19 protein-coding genes are annotated in these 19,644 nt (G+C 45.4%); 12 read left to right on the top strand and 7 right to left on the bottom strand.

What is annotated here, in order from left to right; translation table 11 throughout:
• Positions 1 to 6 precede the first annotated feature (6 nt).
• The 4 genes from GX089_14860 to thiC all read right to left on the bottom strand — a co-directional run bounded on the left by GX089_14860 (position 7) and on the right by thiC (position 4,964).
• A complete protein-coding gene (locus GX089_14860; GenBank protein NLP03773.1) occupies positions 7 to 1,362 on the bottom strand; it encodes a hypothetical protein in 1,356 nt (451 codons plus the stop codon).
• Positions 1,363 to 1,682: 320 nt separating this feature from the next.
• Positions 1,683 to 2,813 (bottom strand): ribose-phosphate pyrophosphokinase, encoded by a 1,131-nt coding sequence (locus GX089_14855; protein ID NLP03772.1) that lies wholly within the window; start codon positions 2,811 to 2,813, stop codon positions 1,683 to 1,685.
• A gap of 16 nt (positions 2,814 to 2,829) precedes the next feature.
• Positions 2,830 to 3,672, bottom strand: a complete 843-nt coding sequence (locus tag GX089_14850; GenBank protein NLP03771.1) for a hypothetical protein — start codon at positions 3,670 to 3,672, stop codon at positions 2,830 to 2,832.
• An 11-nt stretch (positions 3,673 to 3,683) separates the two neighbouring features.
• A complete protein-coding gene (thiC, locus tag GX089_14845) occupies positions 3,684 to 4,964 on the bottom strand; it encodes a phosphomethylpyrimidine synthase ThiC (GenBank protein ID NLP03770.1) in 1,281 nt (426 codons plus the stop codon).
• A 306-nt stretch (positions 4,965 to 5,270) separates the two neighbouring features.
• Between thiC and GX089_14840 the strand changes: the two genes are divergently transcribed.
• Positions 5,271 to 5,669: a hypothetical protein gene (locus tag GX089_14840; GenBank protein ID NLP03769.1), complete on the top strand. Its 399-nt coding sequence runs from the start codon at positions 5,271 to 5,273 to the stop codon at positions 5,667 to 5,669.
• A 106-nt stretch (positions 5,670 to 5,775) separates the two neighbouring features.
• Here the strand turns inward: GX089_14840 and GX089_14835 are convergent, their stop codons facing one another.
• Positions 5,776 to 6,093: a hypothetical protein gene (locus tag GX089_14835; protein NLP03768.1), complete on the bottom strand. Its 318-nt coding sequence runs from the start codon at positions 6,091 to 6,093 to the stop codon at positions 5,776 to 5,778.
• On the opposite strand from GX089_14835, the gene GX089_14830 reads away from it, so the two are divergent.
• From GX089_14830 to GX089_14795, 8 genes are all read left to right on the top strand, one after another.
• Positions 6,092 to 7,456 (top strand): BamA/TamA family outer membrane protein, encoded by a 1,365-nt coding sequence (locus GX089_14830; protein NLP03767.1) that lies wholly within the window; start codon positions 6,092 to 6,094, stop codon positions 7,454 to 7,456. The two genes, GX089_14835 and GX089_14830, sit on opposite strands and share 2 nt — an antisense overlap.
• Positions 7,457 to 7,685: 229 nt before the next feature.
• Positions 7,686 to 9,080 carry a hypothetical protein gene (locus tag GX089_14825; protein ID NLP03766.1) on the top strand — a complete coding sequence of 465 codons (1,395 nt, stop codon included), beginning with the start codon at positions 7,686 to 7,688 and terminating at the stop codon, positions 9,078 to 9,080.
• 25 nt (positions 9,081 to 9,105) lie between these two features.
• Positions 9,106 to 9,351 carry a hypothetical protein gene (locus GX089_14820; GenBank protein ID NLP03765.1) on the top strand — a complete coding sequence of 82 codons (246 nt, stop codon included), beginning with the start codon at positions 9,106 to 9,108 and terminating at the stop codon, positions 9,349 to 9,351.
• Positions 9,338 to 11,827: a DUF3536 domain-containing protein gene (locus GX089_14815; GenBank protein NLP03764.1), complete on the top strand. Its 2,490-nt coding sequence runs from the start codon at positions 9,338 to 9,340 to the stop codon at positions 11,825 to 11,827. Before GX089_14820 ends, GX089_14815 begins: the two co-directional genes overlap by 14 nt.
• A 139-nt stretch (positions 11,828 to 11,966) precedes the next feature.
• Positions 11,967 to 12,200 (top strand): hypothetical protein, encoded by a 234-nt coding sequence (locus GX089_14810; protein ID NLP03763.1) that lies wholly within the window; start codon positions 11,967 to 11,969, stop codon positions 12,198 to 12,200.
• A gap of 748 nt (positions 12,201 to 12,948) precedes the next feature.
• Positions 12,949 to 14,727 (top strand): BamA/TamA family outer membrane protein, encoded by a 1,779-nt coding sequence (locus GX089_14805; protein ID NLP03762.1) that lies wholly within the window; start codon positions 12,949 to 12,951, stop codon positions 14,725 to 14,727.
• 190 nt (positions 14,728 to 14,917) lie between these two features.
• Positions 14,918 to 15,103 (top strand): hypothetical protein, encoded by a 186-nt coding sequence (locus GX089_14800; GenBank protein NLP03761.1) that lies wholly within the window; start codon positions 14,918 to 14,920, stop codon positions 15,101 to 15,103.
• A 124-nt stretch (positions 15,104 to 15,227) separates the two neighbouring features.
• Positions 15,228 to 16,016: a UDP-2,3-diacylglucosamine diphosphatase gene (locus GX089_14795; protein ID NLP03760.1), complete on the top strand. Its 789-nt coding sequence runs from the start codon at positions 15,228 to 15,230 to the stop codon at positions 16,014 to 16,016.
• Here GX089_14795 and GX089_14790 read toward each other — a convergent pair.
• Together GX089_14790 and GX089_14785 are read right to left on the bottom strand one after the other, a co-directional pair.
• Positions 15,977 to 16,468 (bottom strand): HIT domain-containing protein, encoded by a 492-nt coding sequence (locus GX089_14790; GenBank protein NLP03759.1) that lies wholly within the window; start codon positions 16,466 to 16,468, stop codon positions 15,977 to 15,979. The two genes, GX089_14795 and GX089_14790, sit on opposite strands and share 40 nt — an antisense overlap.
• Positions 16,469 to 16,485: 17 nt before the next feature.
• Complete coding sequence (locus tag GX089_14785) at positions 16,486 to 17,430, bottom strand: hypothetical protein (GenBank protein NLP03758.1); 945 nt, start codon at positions 17,428 to 17,430, stop codon at positions 16,486 to 16,488.
• 332 nt (positions 17,431 to 17,762) lie between these two features.
• Here GX089_14785 and GX089_14780 point away from each other — a divergent pair, with 332 nt between their 5' ends.
• The 3 genes from GX089_14780 to GX089_14770 all read left to right on the top strand — a co-directional run.
• Positions 17,763 to 18,458 (top strand): hypothetical protein, encoded by a 696-nt coding sequence (locus GX089_14780; protein NLP03757.1) that lies wholly within the window; start codon positions 17,763 to 17,765, stop codon positions 18,456 to 18,458.
• Positions 18,455 to 18,655, top strand: a complete 201-nt coding sequence (locus GX089_14775) for a hypothetical protein (protein ID NLP03756.1) — start codon at positions 18,455 to 18,457, stop codon at positions 18,653 to 18,655. Before GX089_14780 ends, GX089_14775 begins: the two co-directional genes overlap by 4 nt.
• A 27-nt stretch (positions 18,656 to 18,682) precedes the next feature.
• Positions 18,683 to 19,644 (top strand): hypothetical protein (locus GX089_14770; GenBank protein NLP03755.1); only part of this gene is annotated, 962 nt, incomplete at its 3' end.

Below are 19,644 nucleotides of genomic sequence, written 5' to 3'. Positions count from 1 at the left end.
AATTTGTTATTCATTCTGCTTCTGCAGGCCTGTTAACTGTTTCCATTGTATGATACCCATGGAAATGACAATCAGAAGAAGCGAAACCGGCATTAGCCACATGAAATTCAGACCATAGTTTCTTGCTAATCCGCTCCATAAGGTAGAGAGACCCTGAAAAGTCTGAAAATCACTGAAATCAATTTTGTCTCCATCTACAAAATTATTCCATTGCTGTATGCTTGAGCAGTAACTTTTAAAGTCACTGCAGGAGTAAATTTCAGGTTTCCCCTGGAGCTTATTGATTAAAAGTTTTTCGGCTATAATGAGGTGGGAACCAGTGACCGTGCGATGATCGGTATGGAAATAGTATATCTGCTGGTACCATACCAGTGCACCTGTCAAATTAATTATAACGGCAGCTGACAATAGAGAGACAAACAGAGCTTTTTTCAAACAGCCTTTGTTCAGTTTACTGATAAATTCGGGAAGAAAGATGTGGGTTATAATAAGGGAGGGGAGAATCAGTCTCGGTCCCCAGCACCATCCTCCATGCCAGTCATGCCATTTTGAATAGAAAAGAAGGTTACCCAGGAACATAAGAAGAACCATAGCAGTAAGATTACGGTATTTTTTCCAGGCAGAATAGATTGACAGAATGCATAAGATAACGAGCGGGGAAAAGAGGAAAAGAGATTTTGATGGGGAGAAAAGCAGCCCGCCGAGACCTGTGAGAAGCGGTGTGGTGAATGCGCTCTGTTCCGCTCCATACCCGGTATCGAAGATGTTTCCAAACCGGTAGATGTTAAGTCCTGCCATGATCAGTACTGCGGCTGCCGGCCAGAATAAGAGTGTCGCAACCCCTGCTGGTGTAACTCTCCTCCGGATAATGAGATAAATCCCCCATCCGATAATGCATCCTGAGTAAATCACATTCCCGGGTTTAAGCAGAATCAGTGCTGATGAGATGAGACCGTATATGTTTCCATTTTTGATATCGAGGTTTTCACCTGAGAGCATTCTTAGCAGAAATACAAGAAGCAGTGCGGTGGTGGGGATTTCAGAATGGGTTATCTTTGAGTAAGGGAGAAGAATCGATCCCGCAGCAATGGAAATGATACTTAAGAGAATGATTTTTCCTGAGTATCCCATTTTACGGAACAATCTGAAGAAAAGAAGAATTGTAAAGGAGGCTATTATAGTATTTGTAAAAACCGCCAATCCATAGAGCAGAAAAATTTCTTCTACAGGGATAACTGTTGCAGTGGTTTTCGCCAGGAAAGCAGCGGGAGTGAACAGAAATGCGTAAGCGATTCCATACTTGCTGTAGGAGAGACCATCACGACCTGTTTTCAGGTTTGGAAAATTCCCGGTGGGTTCCACAGAAAGTTTCCCTTCACAAATAGAAGCTGCTGTGGCCACACTGTATTCAGTGTCCGATGGGAGATTTCCCATTGGAATGAAAATCAGGAAAAAACAAAATGAGAGAAGGAAGTATGTTCTCTCAGGCGGGAATGTCTTCATTATTTTTTTTGCCTAATGATTACACAGAGCGGAAACGCAAAAAGCCGCTGTTTTCTATTTTAGCACTCCGGGAGGGTACGGTTCAACCTCTGTTTTCTGCTTCTCAATCGGGGTCGGTATCGGAATCTGTATCGGAATCGGTATCGAAGTAAATTAGCCTCCGACCACACAATGCCGTTTCACATCAGGTGCTCTTCCGAGAGCCGGAAAAGCTCGCTTACAGACTGATTATAATGCAGATGGTTAATTGTCGCTGCGAATCTTCTGGCCAGAGAATGAACCTTGACAAAACTAAGATTTTTGATTGCGGGAATTTGAGGAACCGAATCTGTGGTGTGAAACTCCTTCAATCCAAACTTCTCATGAAGTTCCACAATTCTGGGAATGTACTCCTCTTTGACTTTAAAATGGCTTACTGCAGCGTATATCTCATGTACTCCGTTCTGGTAAAGCCATCTGCAGGCGTTAATAATGGAGGAGCCTGTCACAGTCTCATCATCGGTAATAATGGCTGTTTTTTTGTCGCTTATGTCCCCGATAATTCCGAGGAGGTTTGCGCGGTCTTTCCCGGGTCTGAATTTATTGGCAATCGCGTATGGGATGTCCATGGCATCGGAGAAGTGCACAGTCATCTTTGCCCCGCCTGCATCAGTTGACACTGCTACGACATCGTCGCGGCCTTTGAATTGACTGAAGATATCCAGAAAAAGATCGAGCCCGCTGAGTGCAACAAGCATCATTTCCGGTTCATAAAAACCGTAAAGAGAGAGAGCATGCGGATGATATGTGAGATGAATATTTGCACCCGCGATCTTCAGTTGATCTGAAAACAGACTGGCAAGCGTTGCTTCCCTGGCAAGGAAACTTGGCTTGTCCTGTCTTGAGTAAGGGTAATATGGTGTAACAACTGTAATGCTTTTTGCTCTGTGTGCTCTCAGTGTCCGGATCACCTGGAGGAGCTGCTGAATATTTTCGTTGACAGTGTTTGGAGAGATGAATTCATGAACGCACTGGAAAACGTAGGCATTGGAACCGGCTACATGCTGTCTGAGCCTGGGGCAGGTCTCCTTGTCGGCAAAAATGGTTGTGATCGGTTCACTGTAACTTCCAAGCAGCGGGATTGATTCCAGTTCACTGTTGTTTTCCCGGAGCATGGCCTCATATTCGCGCCTGACAGATTCGGCAAAGTCGATACCTGAATTACATGCCACGAAGAGGAGCCATCCGTTCGGCCCGGAAAGGCCTCGTTTTTTCAATTGGTCGAATTTTTCAGGAGTAAGGAACTGGCTTGAATATTCTACTCTATCCATTTCACTCTCTTTACTTTCACTTTAAGAATATTCCGCACCACCACTCGTTCTCCGACTCATCTCCAGCTAGTCTGCATCCTATACGGAGCGCCTCTTCGATTGCTTCCTCTCTCTCTTCCTTCAGAATTCCCGACCAGATCATCATTCCTCCATCCCTGAGCAACTCTGACACTGCGGGGAGCAGAGGTTTTGACTCACTTATAAGCATATTCATAATGACAATGTCGAAAATTTTTTGTGGACGGATGCAGTCAAGTGTTCCGATGAGGAAACCGATTTTTCCGTTGGGGGGATTAAGAGAACGGTTTTCAGAAAGGTTTTCCAGGCAGTCTTTATCGATTTCAATTCCGAGAGCTTTTGATGAACCACAGAGATCAGCTACAAAGCAGAGGATTCCGGATCCAGTCCCGATATCAAGCAGCACTTTCCCTTTAAGCCACTCTTTACGGGATAGAAGGGCGCGGCTGGCCAGACGGGTGGTTTCATGATGGCCTGTTCCAAAAGCCATTTTGGGTTCAATCTTGATCCAGGTATCAGTTTTTTCCGCTGAGGGCGGCAGCCAGAGAGGAGAGACCCATACACCTGGAGCCAAAAGGGCCGGCTGCATCGATTCCCGCCATTTTCTGTTCCAGTCCTGGTTTTTTACTTCCTTTAAACTTGTATTCTGCAACCGGGAGCGTCTCTTGAGGTCATCAAAAGCAACCTGAGCAGCTTCCCTGTCATTAAAGTAGGCCGTTACCTGTATACCTTCGGAGACAACTCTCTCCTCGCTTCCCAGTACCCCGATGGAGTACCAGTAGCCTTGGAGAGTGTCGAGTTCCTCCTCAGGGATCGTGCCGCTAACGGAGAAGTATGACAAAAGAATCTCCCTTATGATGTTATGGTTTTTGAGCGCCTGATGGCGCAGAACTCTCCACACATGCTGCAGAGAGAAGAATCATCTGAGGGTGGGAGAGATTGTCGGTAGATTCGGGCTTTTTCCGGATCTACACAGAGTGAGAGCATCCGTTCCCAGTCAAGATCCACCTTTGCTCTGGAGATGGAGTTGTCCCATTCTATTGCGTGGGGATTTCCCCTTGCTATATCTGCAGCGTGAGCGGCAATTTTCGATGCTATAACGCCTTCCCGCACATCATCCAGTGATGGGAGACGAAGGTGCTCGGCAGGTGTGACATAGCACAGGAAATCAGCCCCTGCCATCCCGGCAACTGCACCGCCTATTGCGGCAGAGATGTGGTCGTATCCCGGGGATATATCGGTCACAAGAGGGCCAAGCACGTAGAATGGTGCGTTTTCACACAGTGTTTTCTCGATCTGAATGTTGGCTGCTACCTGATTGAGGGGTACATGGCCAGGACCTTCAACGAACACTCCGACATTTCTTTCTCTGGCCCTTTTGACAAGATCACCAAGAACGATCAGTTCCTCGATCTGAACCCGGTCTGTGGCATCATATAGAGCGCCGGGCCGGAAGCCGTCACCCAGGCTGACTGCCACATCGTACTCTGCAAGCAGGTCAAGAAGCCTGTCGTATTGTTCGTAAAGAGGATTTTCCTTTCCGTTGCAGTGGATCCATTCCATTATTATGGTTCCGCCCCTGCTTGTGGCTCCGGCAAGTCTTTTTACCTCCTTGAAGCGGGAAACAGTTTGCATGTTGACCCCGCAGTGGAGTGTGAGGAAATCGATACCCTGCTTGCAATGTTCCTCGATAACTGCGAACATATCATCAGCAGTGATCTCCAGCACCGATTTGCCGTTTTCCCTGGCTCTCATCGCCATCTCATAGAGTGGTACTGTGCCAACCGCAACAGAGCTCTCCTTCATTATTTCGGTTCTGATGGCTGCGAGGTCACCGGATGTGGAGAGATCCATTATCGCATCCGCACCATGATGAATCGCCACCTTCATCTTTTCTATCTCATCTTCGATTCTTGCATGAGAGGAGGAGGTGCCGATATTTGCGTTGATTTTTATACGGGTAGGTGGACCGATAAGCAGCGGTTCTATTGATCGAAGCCGGTTTTTAACAAGGACAACTGTTCCGTCTGCTATAAGGCTGCAGAGCTTCTCCGGATTGATACCCTCAAGAGTTGATGCCCTTTTGATTTCATCTGTAATAATCCCGGCTTTTGCCTGTTGTACTCTAGTCACTCATCTGCTCCACTTCAGTATTAATGAGATTTTTTTCAGTGTCAAAGAAGAAAATACTGAAAAAGTGTGTGTGTCTCTGAAAAGATAATAAAATAGATCTGTGATGGACATTCTGCGATAAAAATGTGGCACAGCTTATGCAATTTAAACCAGAACCGGCCATATCCTTGTAAAAATTTTGTTCAAATGGTATTATTACCTAAACAAAGCCAATCTAAATGGCGCAGGTTTTTCACTAATGTTGAATGTCGGAATCACCTAATCTATTTTTTGGTAATTTCTTACTGAGCTGGATGGAGGGAACAAATGGCAAAGAAGCTGACCAAAAAGCAATTGGATTATTTCAAGGAAAAACTTCTTTCTGAAAAGCAGAAAGTCCTTGAGGGGATGGATGAATTGCAGCAGAGCAATCTCAAGCAGTCCATTTCTGATTCTGCCGGAGAAATCTCCCGCTACAGTTATCATCTGGGAGATGTGGCATCTTTGTCTTACGGGAGAGAATTCTCTATGGGGCTTGCCGAGCGTCAGCAGAAGTATCTGGAGCAGATCGATGAGGCTCTTCAGAGGATCGACGAGGGAAGCTATGGGGTGTGCAAGGTAACCGGTGAACTGATACCGGTTGAACGTCTGGAAGAAGTACCGGTCGCCAAATACTCCGTGAAAGGTAAAGAGATCATGGAGAAACGTAGACGGCAGGGCGTGTAGGCACTACCTCCCCCCATCTGTTCTTCAGGTTCCCGGCACAACTATGCCGTCGGGAACCAAACCCTGAAAATAACCGGAAATAAAAAAGTCTACATGAAATGCGGGTCTATCTTTCAATTTTCTTGCTTTTTATTTTTCCGGTTCTAATTTCAGGTAAACCATCAAATGAATGTATCTCCTTCCTGTTAAGTAACTCCACCCTTTCTGAATGCAAATCAAAGAATAAGAGCATTGACTGCCTCCAGTTAAAGCGGTTTTCTAAACCGGTACAGGTCCGGAACCTGTTTGATTCTCTTGGTTTCTTCAACCAGCAATGGGATACCCTTTCCAATTCGGTGAGAATCTGCCCCGGCCCACGAAGCTTAATGGTATTGGAATCGATCTCCGGATTTCCGGCCGATTCTATCAAAGGACTTTTACCCATGGATCTTCCTGCTCTATACGATGCCGGAAAGATCAATCAGCGGGCTGCACATATAATCGACTGCATGGCTCGCACCGGTTATCCTTTCGCAACAGTTGCGGTAGAACTGATCAGTTCCGAAATGAGGGACTCCATTTCTGTCAAATTCACCATTGAAGCCGATCAGAAATACCGGTTCTCTTCACCAGAACTTATCGGTAAATACTCGACGAGTAAAAAGCTGCTCCTGAACGATATCACGATCCGGGAGGGTGAAGTATTCGATATGGAAATGGTGAAAGAATCACAGAGACGGCTCAGGTCAAGATCCTACATTGCCGATGTGATTCCCGGGCCTCCGGCGGTACTGACAAACCCCGGACAGCCAGTGGATACTGCCCAGAGAGTTTCTGTCCCGATGGAAATTGTGGATAGGTCCGGTCTGGGGCTGGATGGGGCAATCGGGGTGGAAAGTACTGAGGGTAAACCCCAGATACAGGGAAACCTGCTTTTTTCTTTCCTGAATCTGTTTCATAGTGGCGAATCTGTACAGTTTGAGTATGCAGGTGATAGAACCCAGCAGCGGCTTCAGTTTCACATGTCAAAGCCGTGGATCTTTAATCTGCCTCTGACAGTCAGTGCCGGCGGGGGTATGGAGGTTATCCAGAAACAATATGGGTATGTCTTCGCAAAACTCAGGCTGGTTGGTGAGGCAGGACCGATGTGGCGGGCAGGGATAGGTTTTAATGTCAATGAAACCACCCCTTCACAGGACACTATTGGCGATTATGGTACTTTTTACGGTGCTGACCTGATTCTGTATCGCATTCCCGAAGAAAACAGGGCTGGACAGTTTTCAAGCGAGATTCTAATCGAAACCGGAAGCGGGATGGCGAAAAAAAGCAAGCGATACACCCGGTCTCATTTTGATTTTTCCGGCGGGATTCACTTGCCGTTGTTCAGAAATCAGGCTGTGGTCACAAGGCTTGTATCAAAGCATATTATCACCGCGGAAAAAGAGCTTGTGCCTGCAGAGATGTACAGAGTGGGTGGAGCAAATTCAATCCGGGGATATGCTGAGAACGAGTTCCCTTTCAGAACCGTTGTATATGGGCAACTTGAATATCTTCTATATTTCATAAAAACCGGATCTGTATTTATTTTCACTGATGGAGGAGCTGGCTTCAAGCAGGAAGTCGGTTTGCGCTATGACCACAGTTTCCTGCTTGGATACGGCCTGGGGGTGCGCCTCCCGTCAAAACTGGGGAGCATGGAGATTGGTTGGGCGCGCAATTACAGGGAAAAGCGCGGGATGGGGCGTATCCATTTCCGAATAAAAAACACACTCGCTGAAGTTGCAGGAAAAATCCAATCCGGGTTTTGACGGGTCGAAAGTGAAATTCAGATTTTTATACCTTCCAATTTTCTTCACAATCCTTTTTGCTGCTGCCTGTTCCCGGGCTGCTGATAAGAATGGGTCAGCATGCCTTCCTGGATCTGAGCCTGCAGACACTTGTCTTTGCCGTTTACTTGAGGGGGTTTCTTCCAGTGATTCCGTTCTGGCGTTCTTAAAAAAGTGGTCTGCGAAAAATCATTTGAGTAATGAGGCACTGGTGAATTGTTACAAGAGCAAACTGAGGAGTCATGCCCGCCACTGGCAGGAAATCATCAGAATCTGGGAGAAAAGCAACGGTACACCCTATGAAGTCTTTGTTTCGCTTGTAAATTCCGGAAAGCAGGAAGAGGCAGACCGGATTTTCACTGTTTTTGAAAGTGAGGGTAAGCTCGATTCTCATGATCTGCTCAGGTGGGCAAAGGTGAAGAGCGTAATTGGTGATTTCAAGAGAATTCCAGGTCTTGTCTGCCGGTTTATTGATGCTGAACCGAGGCTGACATCAGTAGCTTTAAACCAGTTTAATGGTTTTCTGGATGAGATGTCGCCATCAGCAGCCGACAGCGCCATTAAAGGATTTCTCAGTTGCGGTCTGGCCAAACCGGGATCGGATTCCGCAACGATCATTTCCTGGACAGCTGATGCTTGTTCGAGGCTTGGTTTTTATGATCTGGAGATTGAAATACTCAGTCTCTCTCGTTTGCCATCTATACAAGAGAAGCTCCTCGATGCTGCAAAGAACAGGTTTTCAAGACGAAAATACAGGGAGGCTATAAAGGCAGCGAAGAAGTTTTATGAAATAAAACCGAACAAAGAAGCTGCCACAATCATTTATCGCTCTTTCCGGGAAACAGGTGCTGATGATTCGGCGATTACCTGGATCGAACGTACCGGATACAGAACCGATAATTCCATTGCCGAAGCCGTGATTCTCTATCAGAATGCAGGACAATTCAACAAGGCGTCAGCACTTATCGATTCGCTTCCAAGATCTCTGGGACGGGACACACTTATCCTGAGGCAGTATTTGTTTACAGGTGAGCGGGAAAAGGCCGCAGATGCAGTCAAAAGTTCGACTTTTTTAAACAAATCGGAGAAACTGACCGTATTGTGGAAAATCCGGACACTTCTTTTCAGCCGCAGGATGGATGAGTTTCTGGAATACCTGAAAAAAGTCAAAATCGTGCCTTCATGGGATAATGCCGGGGAACTGCTTTCATATAAGTACCGCATGCAGAGATTGGCCAAATCCACTGTAGCACTTGATACGTGGGCAGAAATCGAATATAATATCTACATCGGCAAACCTCAGCAGGCAACAGGAGTTTTAGCAGAAGCGAAAGTGTCCGATGATCTCAAGGGACATCTTATTCTTCATCTTGCGGGGGCTTTGATCGACAGAGGGGAAAACAGGGCTGCTTTAAGCCTGCTTTCAACCTGGAAAGAGTCCAAACCTACTCCGGAATTTCTCTATTATAAAGGAGAAGCATTATTCCGCACAGGTGAAACAGACAGTGCCATGGGAATAATGAAGCGGATAGTCATGGAGTTCCCAGGCGATATTTTTTCCGGTAAAGCACGCATTTTCCTTTCTGAAATCAACTCGAAAATGTAATCGGAACAGTTTCAAAGGATTTCTCATGAGCATCAGATGGATCAGGAATGTTCTTATCGATGGCCAGAAAAGCACACTGGAAATTCAGATTGGAGACAAGAGGATAGGAGATAAGTGTTATACGAGAATAAATGATGAGGTAGAGAAGTGGTTCGACAATTTTCATGATACCAGGAACGATATAATAGAACAGGGGATCGGGATACTCAAAACCCGCCTGGAAAACAGAAGTGTGACATACCCGGACGGAAGAAAATATGACTGGCAATGATCAACCAAAAAAATATGTGATAGTACATGGACATTTTTACCAGCCCCCGCGGGAAAATCCATGGATCAACAGAATAGAGCGGCAACCATCCGCCGCACCTCATCATGACTGGAATGAGCGGATCTATGATCAATGCTACCGGCCAAACGCCTATTCGCGTCTGCTTGACTCAAAGGGAATGATTGTTGACATCTACAACAATTATCTCAGCATGAGTTTCAATTTTGGGCCGACACTCTTTTCATGGCTCGAACAGTTTCATCCCGTGACTGCCCGGCGCATCATCGAATCTGATGCCGAAAGCTGCAGGAGATTCGGGGGGCATGGAAACGCTATTGCCCAGGTTTACAATCACATTATAATGCCTCTGGCCTCACGACGGGACCAGCTCACGCAGATACGATGGTCCAAACACTTTTTTCAGAAGCGGTTCGGACGTGATCCTGAAGGGATGTGGCTCGCAGAGACCGCTATTAACATGGAAACGGTAAACTGCCTTATTGAGGAGAACATCAAATTTGTAATATTGTCTCCAAGTCAGGCGGAGTGTTTCAGGCCGATGCAGGAGAACGCACAATGGATCTCCACTGTGAGCCACGGGATAGACACCAGGCGCACTTACCGTATCTTTCCCAGGAATCGGGATGGACAGCGGCTGCCAGGGCATCTCGATGTGTTCTTTTTTGATGAGGGCCTCTCCAAAGAGGTCAGTTTCGGCGGTCTGCTTAAGGACGCCCATATTCTGGGGAATAAGCTGAGATCATGTTATGATGAAAGCAGTGTGACTGATCAGGTTGTAACAATTGCCACTGACGGAGAGACCTTCGGTCATCATAAACCTTTCGGTGACATGTGTCTGGCGTATTTTTTCAAGAATGTCGCCAGTAAATTCGATATGATTCCCGTGAATTTCGGTTATTTCCTGGAGAAGAATCCTCCGCAGTACGAGGTCAACCTTAAGGATTCCTTTGGTGAAGGAACAGCCTGGAGCTGTGCGCATGGTGTAGGCAGATGGAAGAGGGACTGTGGTTGTCAAACGGGAGGAGAGAGTCACTGGAAACAGACCTGGCGCGGTCCCATGAGAGATGCTCTCACCAGACTTCAGGAGAAAATCGATAACGAATATCAGACTCAACTGGAGAAGTATGAAGTTGACCCCTGGGAGGTCAGAGACAAATACATAACCATCTCAGGGGAACCATCAATAAAGAAATTCAAAAGTTTCCTGGAAAAACAGTGCGGATTTACCGGGCTTGACAGAGCGCAGACCCTGAAGATCAGAAGGCTTCTGGAGGCTCAGAAATACTCTCTTTTTTCCTTTACCTCCTGCGGATGGTTTTTTTCAGACATAAGCGGTATCGAATCGATACAGAATCTTGCCTATGCCTGCCGTGCGCTTCAGTTGGGCCTGCCTGAGTCTGAAAGAAAGGCTGCTCTGGAAAGTTTTCTTGCCGACCTGGAGAAGGCGCCAAGTAATCTGCCCAATACCAATGGAAGAACACTGTTTGAAAAAGAATTGCTTTCCTATTTTGAACATGGAAAGATTATGGCTTTTTCAGCAGCGATTCAGAAGACACTTGGTATCAAAAAAACAATGCAGTTTGAGCTTTTTGGTTATGCTGCAAAACTGGATCAGGTTCTGGCAACCAAAAATGGTGCACTCTGCTATGATGCTTACAATATCGAGCTGGAGAACGAATCAAACGGTGAATGCGATGTCTGGTCTGTACTGGTTGTCAACAGGAGCAATTCAGAAATTACCGGCTGGGTTCTGCCCTCATCATGCCTGCCGGAGAAAAAATCTCTGCGTCCGGAGATCTGGATGGGTCATGCTGAGGCTAAATCCTACAAATTTGCCGATACTTTTGTTTCATCGCAGCATGAGCTGACCAGCTTTTTGCTGCATAAGATTACCAAAGACACCGATGCACGGTTCAGTATATGGATGAAGAAGAATGAGAAGGAACTGGCTCTTCTCTCTGGCCTGAGCTCCCTTATTCCCGAATATTGCAAGGCTCCGCTCTCTTTTGTTTATCAGGAACAGTGGAACCGGCTGATGGCGAGACTGGAGACCTGTGGAAACGAGGATGCGATTTTTGCAGAGCTTCTCGAACTCACAAGAACTGTTCAGAGGTTCGACATTCCGCTTAATCTGGAGGGCTCCGCTGTTATTCTGGAAAAATTACTTATCCTGGAACTGAACAATCTCGCTAAAAATTTGAAGGAAAAGCACTGTGATCGGATAAGGTTTTTCCTTAACCTGGTGGACCGGTTCTCTATTCCTGTTTATAAGCACAAGCTGGAGGATATTTTTAATCCTATATTAAACAGCAGCATACGCAGCCTTTACCTCAAGGTTAAAGAAAACGAGGGGGGCACTGTGCGTACTGAAGACAGGGAGTTGCTGCTGAAACTGCTGAGTTTTGCCAGGCGCATGAATTTCAATACAGATGCTTTTGAATTTAGCGAAAAATAACAGAAGAGCGCAAAAAACGCTTTTTTATTACATTGCATTTACCTCCTGTTTTAGATATATTTAAGATTGGTACTGCTTGTCGATTGATATGAATTTTAAAATAAGGCTAAATATGAACGAAGGAATGATCTTCTTTTATTTGATTCAGATATTTATTCTTCTTTTGGGGATCTCCATCGGGCATAGTGTGTTGCTCCTGAAGATCCGCAAAGAGGAAAACCGCAAAAGGGAATTGGAACTGGCGCTGCTTGAGAAGAGGGCTAATGTGTTGGAGCAGGGGAAGAAAGTGGCCCATGATATCGAGGAGGCGCTGTATCAGGCCAAGATCCAGCAGGAAATCGACGATATAATAAAGAAGAGCGATTCTCATTGAGAATTGTATAGAGACCAGCCTTTTTTGTTACTTTTTCCAGTTTAATATGTTGGGGAGTGTTGGTGGAGGGTGGCACCTTTTATAGGGGTGATTTAAGCGCTTAAGTAAAAAGGGACGGACTATGTTTTTACTTTTATAAACGCTTAAATGAAAGGGGATGGACTACCTTTTTTCTTTTAAGGGCTTAGGTGTATTCCCTTAAGTAGGCTCTCAATTCTTCCTGACGCAAAAAGTAAAAAGATAGTCCGTCCTCTGCCCGGTCTTGGGTCAATTTTTCACCTCGGAGGAGAAATAGTGACTTAATGAGTTTAAATTGAACATTGCTCCCAGTCTCAAATCTCCAGGAAAATATTCGAATAGATTGAGTTTCCTCCTTAAGTAGGCTCTCAATTCTTCCTGGCGCAAAAAGTAAAAAGATAGTCCGTCTCCTGCCCGGTCTTGGGTCAATTTTTCACCTCGGAGGAGAAATGGTGACTTAACGAGTTAAATTGAACACCATTTCACAAGCTTAACATCTCCCAGGAATCATTCAAACAGATTGAGTTTTTCCCTCAGACAGGTCTTCAGCCTGTGCTGTTATATTTCGCATTTTCAGGTTTTTTTTCCACACAGATGCTGGGTTTGCCACCCTTTTAAAACAAACCCTTAATTTCCCCGGTGCATAAAAGTAAAAAGATAGTCCGTCCCCAGCCCCCCTGGCATAGGTATTCCCTTTGCTTACCAGGAACACCTCCCCAAAGGCCAAAATGTGAAATGGATTCTTCTCACCGCCTTCATTATCTCAGCTATCCCGGCTCAGGAGCGATGGCTGGTCGGTGATATCAATATTTTTGGAAATGATTCCATAAAAGAAAAAGAGCTTCTGGAACAGATGATCCTGCAGCCGGAGAGAATTTTCCAAAAATCCGAATTTACTCTGTCCCAATTGATAGATGATATTGCCGCACTTCAGGAATTCTATATGAGAAATGGCTTTTTCAGGGCCAATGTGGGTTTGGCCAAACTAAACCATGATTCCTCCCGGCAAAGAGTTGATATTTTTCTCTTTATCGATGAGGGGCAGCAGGCTCAAATAGATACTGTGATTATCAGCGGTGATGCCGTTGTTGAAACCCCCGGACTGCTAAGGTCAAGCAAAATGGAGCCGGGCAGTCCTCTTATGTTAGACGGGATCGATTCCCTGCAGGAGGAGCTAAGGGTGAGTCTGAACAGTGAGGGTTTCATGTTTGCCGATGTGGTGTGTGGCTATGAATTGGATTCTAATGGCAGCATGGCAAAGGTGAATTGTGAAATCGACCGGGGGCCGCTTGTGGTGGCCGGGGAGTTTGATTTCCTGGGGTTGGACAGGGTCAGGGAGGAGGTTGTGGCACGTGAGCTTAAATTCCGAAGCGGACAGGTGTTGACATCCGAATCGATTCAGAGCTCGATTGATGGCATTTACAGCACAAGCCTGTTTGATTTAGCAGCAATAGAGCCTGTCGACACTTTCTATACACCCGCTCGGGAGGATACTGTGGTTGTTCCGGTATTGATTCAGGTGCGTGAACTGGAACAGATGTTTCAAGTGCAGATCGGGGGTGGTTATCAGTCTGCGGGTGGGTTTTACGCCCAGGTGGAGACATCTTACCGTAACTTTTTCGGATTGGGGCATCGTTTGACCGGATCAGGTGAAATCTCCTCTAATTTTTCAGGGTTGCGGCTGACCTATTTCTATCCATGGGTTTTCTCATATCCACTGGATGCTGATTTTACTGCTTATATCAACCGCAGGGAGGAGGATGCGTTTTTTGGGGTTTTTTATGGTGGTGAGGCTGCTTTGAGTGGAGAATTCAGTGAGTTTAACAGTTTTCGTTTATGGAACCGTCTGGAGCGGGTGCATTGGCTGAGAGATCCTCCCGGGCAGAATCCGGATCTCAACACCTTTCTTCTGGGACTATGGCTGAGAAGAGATACCAGAGACAATATTTTTATGCCTGGATCGGCAATTTATATGCATTTGGAAGAACAGATAGCCGGACCGGGTTTGTCGTGGAGCAATCAGTTTTACAAGACCATAATTGATCTCCGGGCATATCTGGGTTTTCCGGACAGAAGGTGGGGGATATCCTCAGCGATAGTGGCCGGGTATGTAAATGGGTATGGTAGAGATGGCCGGTTTGTGCCGCCAAATGCACTTTTTTATACAGGTCAAGATGGTATAAGGCCGGTGCGGGGATATGACGAGGAAGAGGTTTCGCCGGTAAACGATCAGGAGGATATTATCGGCGGGAAACTGGCATTGACTGTAAATGCGGTTGAGTTTCGTTTTCCCGTTTACAGATGGCTTGGAGGAGCGTTGTTTGCTGATGCAGGAAATATCTGGGAGACCTGGGGTGATTTTTCCCCGGGAGATCTGCGCTGGTCGGTGGGTTTGGGAATAAGGTTTGCATGGCCTTTTCTACTTTTAAGGCTTGATTATGGGGTAAGGCTCGATGGGGACTGGGATCTTGACGGAAAACTGGAAATTGCTGCCGGGCTGCCTTTTTAAAGGAATTCTGATTTCGGAAAATTGAATTACATACAATTTTTTTTGATCACAATGCGTAGTTACGCTCAAATGTAAAAAGGACTCTCAATAAAAAAAACAAAAAGGTATTGACAAGATGTTTAGAATTCATTATTATTTGATCTGCATTTTTCTTCAAGCTACAGAAAGGCGCGGAGGGAGGTGATACTGAGTGATTTTAGATGAACAATTCGATGCTGATGAAATTCTGCGCGACGTAGATGAAAGATATCTTGAAGATGATATTCAAAGTGAAGAGGACATGCGTGAATTGAATTTCGGCAATGTCCATGATGAAAATGCAAATTTTGACGATATGGCCAGTGATTTAGACAGTACAGATGACCTCTGGGAATAAACCGGGGTTTACTGTCAATCACACACCGGTTTCGTTTTCAGGGCGGACACCTTTGTTCGCCTTTTTTCTTGCGTGCATCGTCGGCTCACGATAAAACTGTTTGGGGATTTCCGGTTATTGTCCGATGGAAAAAGATACCGTTTATTTGATTTCTGATGCGCATTTTGGAATCGATCTGCAAGGATGTGAAAAAAGAGAGGCAGCCTTTTTCAAATGGCTGCAGGAGATCTCCCCGGAGATGTCCCAGTTGATCATTGTAGGTGATCTCTTTGATTTCTGGATCGAATACAAATCCTCTATCAGGGCCGATTATTTTCAGGTCCTTCATGCTTTGAAAAAGGTTTCCGAGCAGGGAACTGAAATACACTATCTCGCAGGGAATCATGATTTTGCCCTGGGATCTTTTCTCAAAGAGGAAATTGGTATAATCATTCATCACGGGAACTACAACGCAGAAATTCAGGGGAAAAAGGTTCACATCTACCATGGTGACGGGCTTATAAAAAGGGATGTCGGATATCGGGTTCTGAAAAAGGTTCTGCGTAACCACTTTAACCAGAAACTTTATAAACTGATTCATCCTGATCTCGGGGTGGCACTCGGGACGTTGGTATCCGGCTCAAGCAGGAAATATCTCAGGCCTCTGCTAAATGAGAGCATAATAAGGGAGTACAGGCAGCATGCTCTGGATCTGTTAAAAAAAGGCAATGATATTGTGATCTTCGGCCATACCCACAAGGGAGAGCTCTGCAGGTTTGATTCAGGTATTTACTGCAATACCGGATCGTGGCTTATCAACTACAACTTCGCAAGTATGAAAAACGGTGAGATACGGCTCTGGCGTTACAGAGAGGGACTCTCACCTGGAGAGATTTACTGCAGCGATTTGAAAAACGGCAGCAATGAATCGTAGCACTCTGAAATCCCCTGTGATATAACCCTGGTATCTCCCAGCACCGGCATGAAATTGGTATCTCCGTTCCATCTTGGAACTATGTGCATGTGTATATGCTGATCGATACCTGCTCCGGCAACCCTGCCGATATTCATTCCGATATTAAAGGCGTCAGGATGTATTGCCTCTGTAAGAACTTTCTTGCAGAGGCAGAGAAGATCCCACAGTTCGGATGAACTTTCTTTATCAAGGGTGAGCGGATCGGATGTGTGCATATGGGGAACAACCATCAGGTGCCCGTTGTTGTAAGGGAAAAGATTCATAATGACAAAGCAGTTTTTCCCTCTGTGAAGAATCAGGTTGCTCTTGTCATCTGATTGTTTCGGCTTTGTACAAAATATACAGCCGTCCTCTTTTTTACTTATTTCCTGGATATATTTCATTCTCCAGGGTGCCCACAAACGATCCATTAAAACCCTTTCATGATTTAAAATGAGAGGCTTATGCCTGTGTTAAGCAGAAATCCTGCTCCGCCCAGGTCTACATTCTTGTCCATGTTATCAAAAGGAATCATCAGTTTCCCGTCCACATAGATCCCCACCGGAATAACCGGAAGCTTGACCATTACACCAAGGTCCAGATGACATCCCCAGTGAGGAGTCATCAGGTTGGAGGTGATCTCTTTTATGATTTTTTTCGCTACCTCTTTGTTGGCAAAGATATCTGTTCCTAACTCTGCCACATCCTTTGCACCCTCGATAGCGTCACCGAGAGCATCCTCGATGAGTCCTTTGTTGAGAATTGGTGTGGCAAAATGCACACTGAGACCTGCTCCCCCGTAAAGCTTCAGCAGCTTGACACTCTTCGGAAACTGTGCTATGTACTTTCTGGCCGTGAGGTCGAAATTGAGTTTCATGTAAGGAGTTTTCTTGAAACCCAGGAAACTCATATCGAATTCTTCCATTGTGATTGGAAGAATATCATATTCTGCTTCAAAAAGATCTTCGGGGCCATCAACTTCAGAAATGTTTACATTTTTAAATGCCAGTGATTTGGGGTATTTGATTGAACCATCATATTCCCACCATCCGAAGTTTGAAGAAAATTCTACCGCGTCAATTAAAGGAATTATGTCAATATAGATTTTGGCTCCAAAGTTAAACGGCGTTCTGTCCCAGCCTGTCCGGTTAATGTATATAGGCAGGTTTTCAGCGGAAATTTCGGTCAACTCTGGAGGCATATTGGCTTGGCTATCTATCGAAGTGATATTAATTTTAAGCCCGGCTAACCCAAGCTGCTCATCTTTGGCGTCGTCCATACGGAGAGTCAGGTCGTTTCCCCAGTGGATTCCGACACCAACGATCGCCATCGATGGAAAGGCCATTGAGAGTAAGAGAACAGAGGCAGAGAGAATCGATCTGAACTGTGACATGGTGGACCCCTTTTTCATTTGCTGAATGAACCGACTGCACCGAAGGATTTCAGGGCAGCATAGTAATATAAATTGTACTTTCTGTGCAGAGAAATTACCAATATCAGCTTTTTGGTTTTCCTTACTATTCAATTCATTACAATCATCCCAATCATTAAAAAACACAAAAATTGTAGTTTATACAGTTGCCCGCAGGGTACTGCATAATGGGTACGAGTTATTCCACAGAGAACACAAAGGAAGAAACTTTCCGATGCTGAGCTGTTTAAGACAATTCAAGTGTCATTATAAGAAGTATCGTTTTCTCCGGTTTAATAACAGGACAGACCAATATGAGTAAAAAATCCGGCATGCTTCTTCTTATTGCGAGTTTACTGTTTTACGGATGTCAGGCTGGTGCATCAGAAGATTCAAGTAAAGCTGTAAATCAAAACCAGAAGTTTAAAATTATAGGGCGAAAAAAGCTGCAGCCTGAAAAGGACTCAGTCATTTCTGCTCTTGAAAACAGACTTTTTAATGCCAGCCCGAAGGGGAGTTATGACAGTGTGAAAATTGCTGCGCGTGCCAGAAGAGACTCGGTGCGTGGTGTCTTTCAGAGTGCAGAAACAGAACTGCAGAGAGAACAGATAATAAATGAAGCCGGAAAACTCCTCACAGATCAGATCGTGTATGAATTGATTCCTTTCTGGTACAGGACACGATGGTCTTTTGAAGGGCATACGGAAGTGCCTCGGAATGGTACTGTGGCCTGCGGGTATTTTGTCTCCACTGTTCTCAGGGATGCCGGGTTTAAAATAAACCGCTTCAAGCTTGCCCAGGGGAGCCCGTCCACCGAGGCTTACTCCATAAGTGTCATGGACAGTGTGAAGCTGCTGGAAGGCCTCCCATACAGTAAAGTACTGGAGTATTTTCTCACGCGGGATGACGGGTTGTATTTTGCGGGCTTGACTACCATGTGGGTCTTATCTTTAAATATCAAGAAAGGCTCTATTTCATACATTCAAACTATCTTGGCAGTAGATGTGTGACTGTAGAGCCGGCAAAAAACTCGGAAGCATTTTTCAGCTATGGAATTTATATAGCGGCTATTACAACTAATAAAAGCCTGATAAAGAGCTGGATACTTAATAACGAGATAAAAATTGTTGATGAAAGAATCTTAAATGAGGAACTTTATATCAGCAAAGAAACAGTAGAAACAAATCTTGACACAGTTCACCATTAATGTGATGATGAAACCACAGGAAGAATCATGAAAAGACTGCCGGAAACAACCATACCCGCCGGAATGTTTACTTTGCTGTTAATATGCAGTGCTTTCAGCCAGTCATCCTGGACCTGGAGGTACCCTTTACCGACAGGTTACAGCCTTTCCTCAGCGGCATGGACCGGAAGTCAATATGTAGTAGTTGGTGACAGCGGAACCATTTTGACATCAACCGATAAAGAGGTGTGGACCCGGCAATCATCTGGAACGACAAAATATCTGACCTCTGTTATCTGGGCAGACAGCCTGCTTGTGACAGTCGGGGAGGACGGAGTAATACTTACATCTCCAGATGGTGTGGTCTGGACAGCGCAGAACTCCGGAACATACTGGACGCTCAGATCTGTAATCTGGACAGGAGAAAAGTATGTGGCTGTGGGAGGATACCACACCATTCTGACCTCTCCTGACGGGATATCATGGACCAAAATTCCTGTTTCCCTTGATGTCGATTTCTATGCTGTAACATGGACCGGAAACCTGCTTGTTGCAGTCGGGTACAGTGGTATCTATACTTCTGAAGACGGGGAGAACTGGGTTTGCACCTATTCATCCGGCAGATTTTACGGTGTTGCCAAAGCAGGAGATCAGATAATTGCAGTGGGCGGATATAATGGCGCTATTCATGCTTTTATGTCTGCAGATGGAACACAATGGAAAAGAATATATGTAAATGATAGCAATTACGGAGTACTCTCTTCAGTCTGCTGGACAGATTCACTGATTGTGGTTACCAGTTTCTCTGGTGTTGTCTACACATCTACTAATGGGACAAAATGGCAGGAAGAATTTACCTGGGCGGAAAGCTTCAGAAATGTGATCTGGACAGGGCAGGAGGCCATGGCAGTGGGAGGGTATGGTGAAATTTACACTTCACCCAATGGATTGAACTGGACAAAAAGATGTTCAGAAAAGATTGAAAGCCTGGGGGCTGTCTGCTGGACCGG

The organism is Fibrobacter sp. (assembly GCA_012523595.1).
Lineage (GTDB): Bacteria > Fibrobacterota > Chitinivibrionia > Chitinivibrionales > Chitinispirillaceae > JAAYIG01.
This window is presented reverse-complemented; position numbering and strand designations above follow the sequence as displayed.

Bases quoted from the DNA above. Each gene is read 5' to 3' on its own strand.
- GX089_14855 (NLP03772.1), bottom strand. From the start codon at position 2,813: ATGGATAGAGTAGAATATTCAAGCCAGTTCCTTACTCCTGAAAAATTC.
- GX089_14840 (NLP03769.1), top strand. From the start codon at position 5,271: ATGGCAAAGAAGCTGACCAAAAAGCAATTGGATTATTTCAAGGAAAAA.
- GX089_14830 (NLP03767.1), top strand. From the start codon at position 6,092: ATGGATCTTCCTGCTCTATACGATGCCGGAAAGATCAATCAGCGGGCT.
- GX089_14835 (NLP03768.1), bottom strand. From the start codon at position 6,093: ATGGGTAAAAGTCCTTTGATAGAATCGGCCGGAAATCCGGAGATCGAT.
- GX089_14820 (NLP03765.1), top strand. From the start codon at position 9,106: ATGAGCATCAGATGGATCAGGAATGTTCTTATCGATGGCCAGAAAAGC.
- GX089_14815 (NLP03764.1), top strand. From the start codon at position 9,338: ATGACTGGCAATGATCAACCAAAAAAATATGTGATAGTACATGGACAT.
- GX089_14795 (NLP03760.1), top strand. From the start codon at position 15,228: ATGGAAAAAGATACCGTTTATTTGATTTCTGATGCGCATTTTGGAATC.
- GX089_14790 (NLP03759.1), bottom strand. From the start codon at position 16,468: ATGGATCGTTTGTGGGCACCCTGGAGAATGAAATATATCCAGGAAATA.
- GX089_14785 (NLP03758.1), bottom strand. From the start codon at position 17,430: ATGTCACAGTTCAGATCGATTCTCTCTGCCTCTGTTCTCTTACTCTCA.
- GX089_14780 (NLP03757.1), top strand. From the start codon at position 17,763: ATGAGTAAAAAATCCGGCATGCTTCTTCTTATTGCGAGTTTACTGTTT.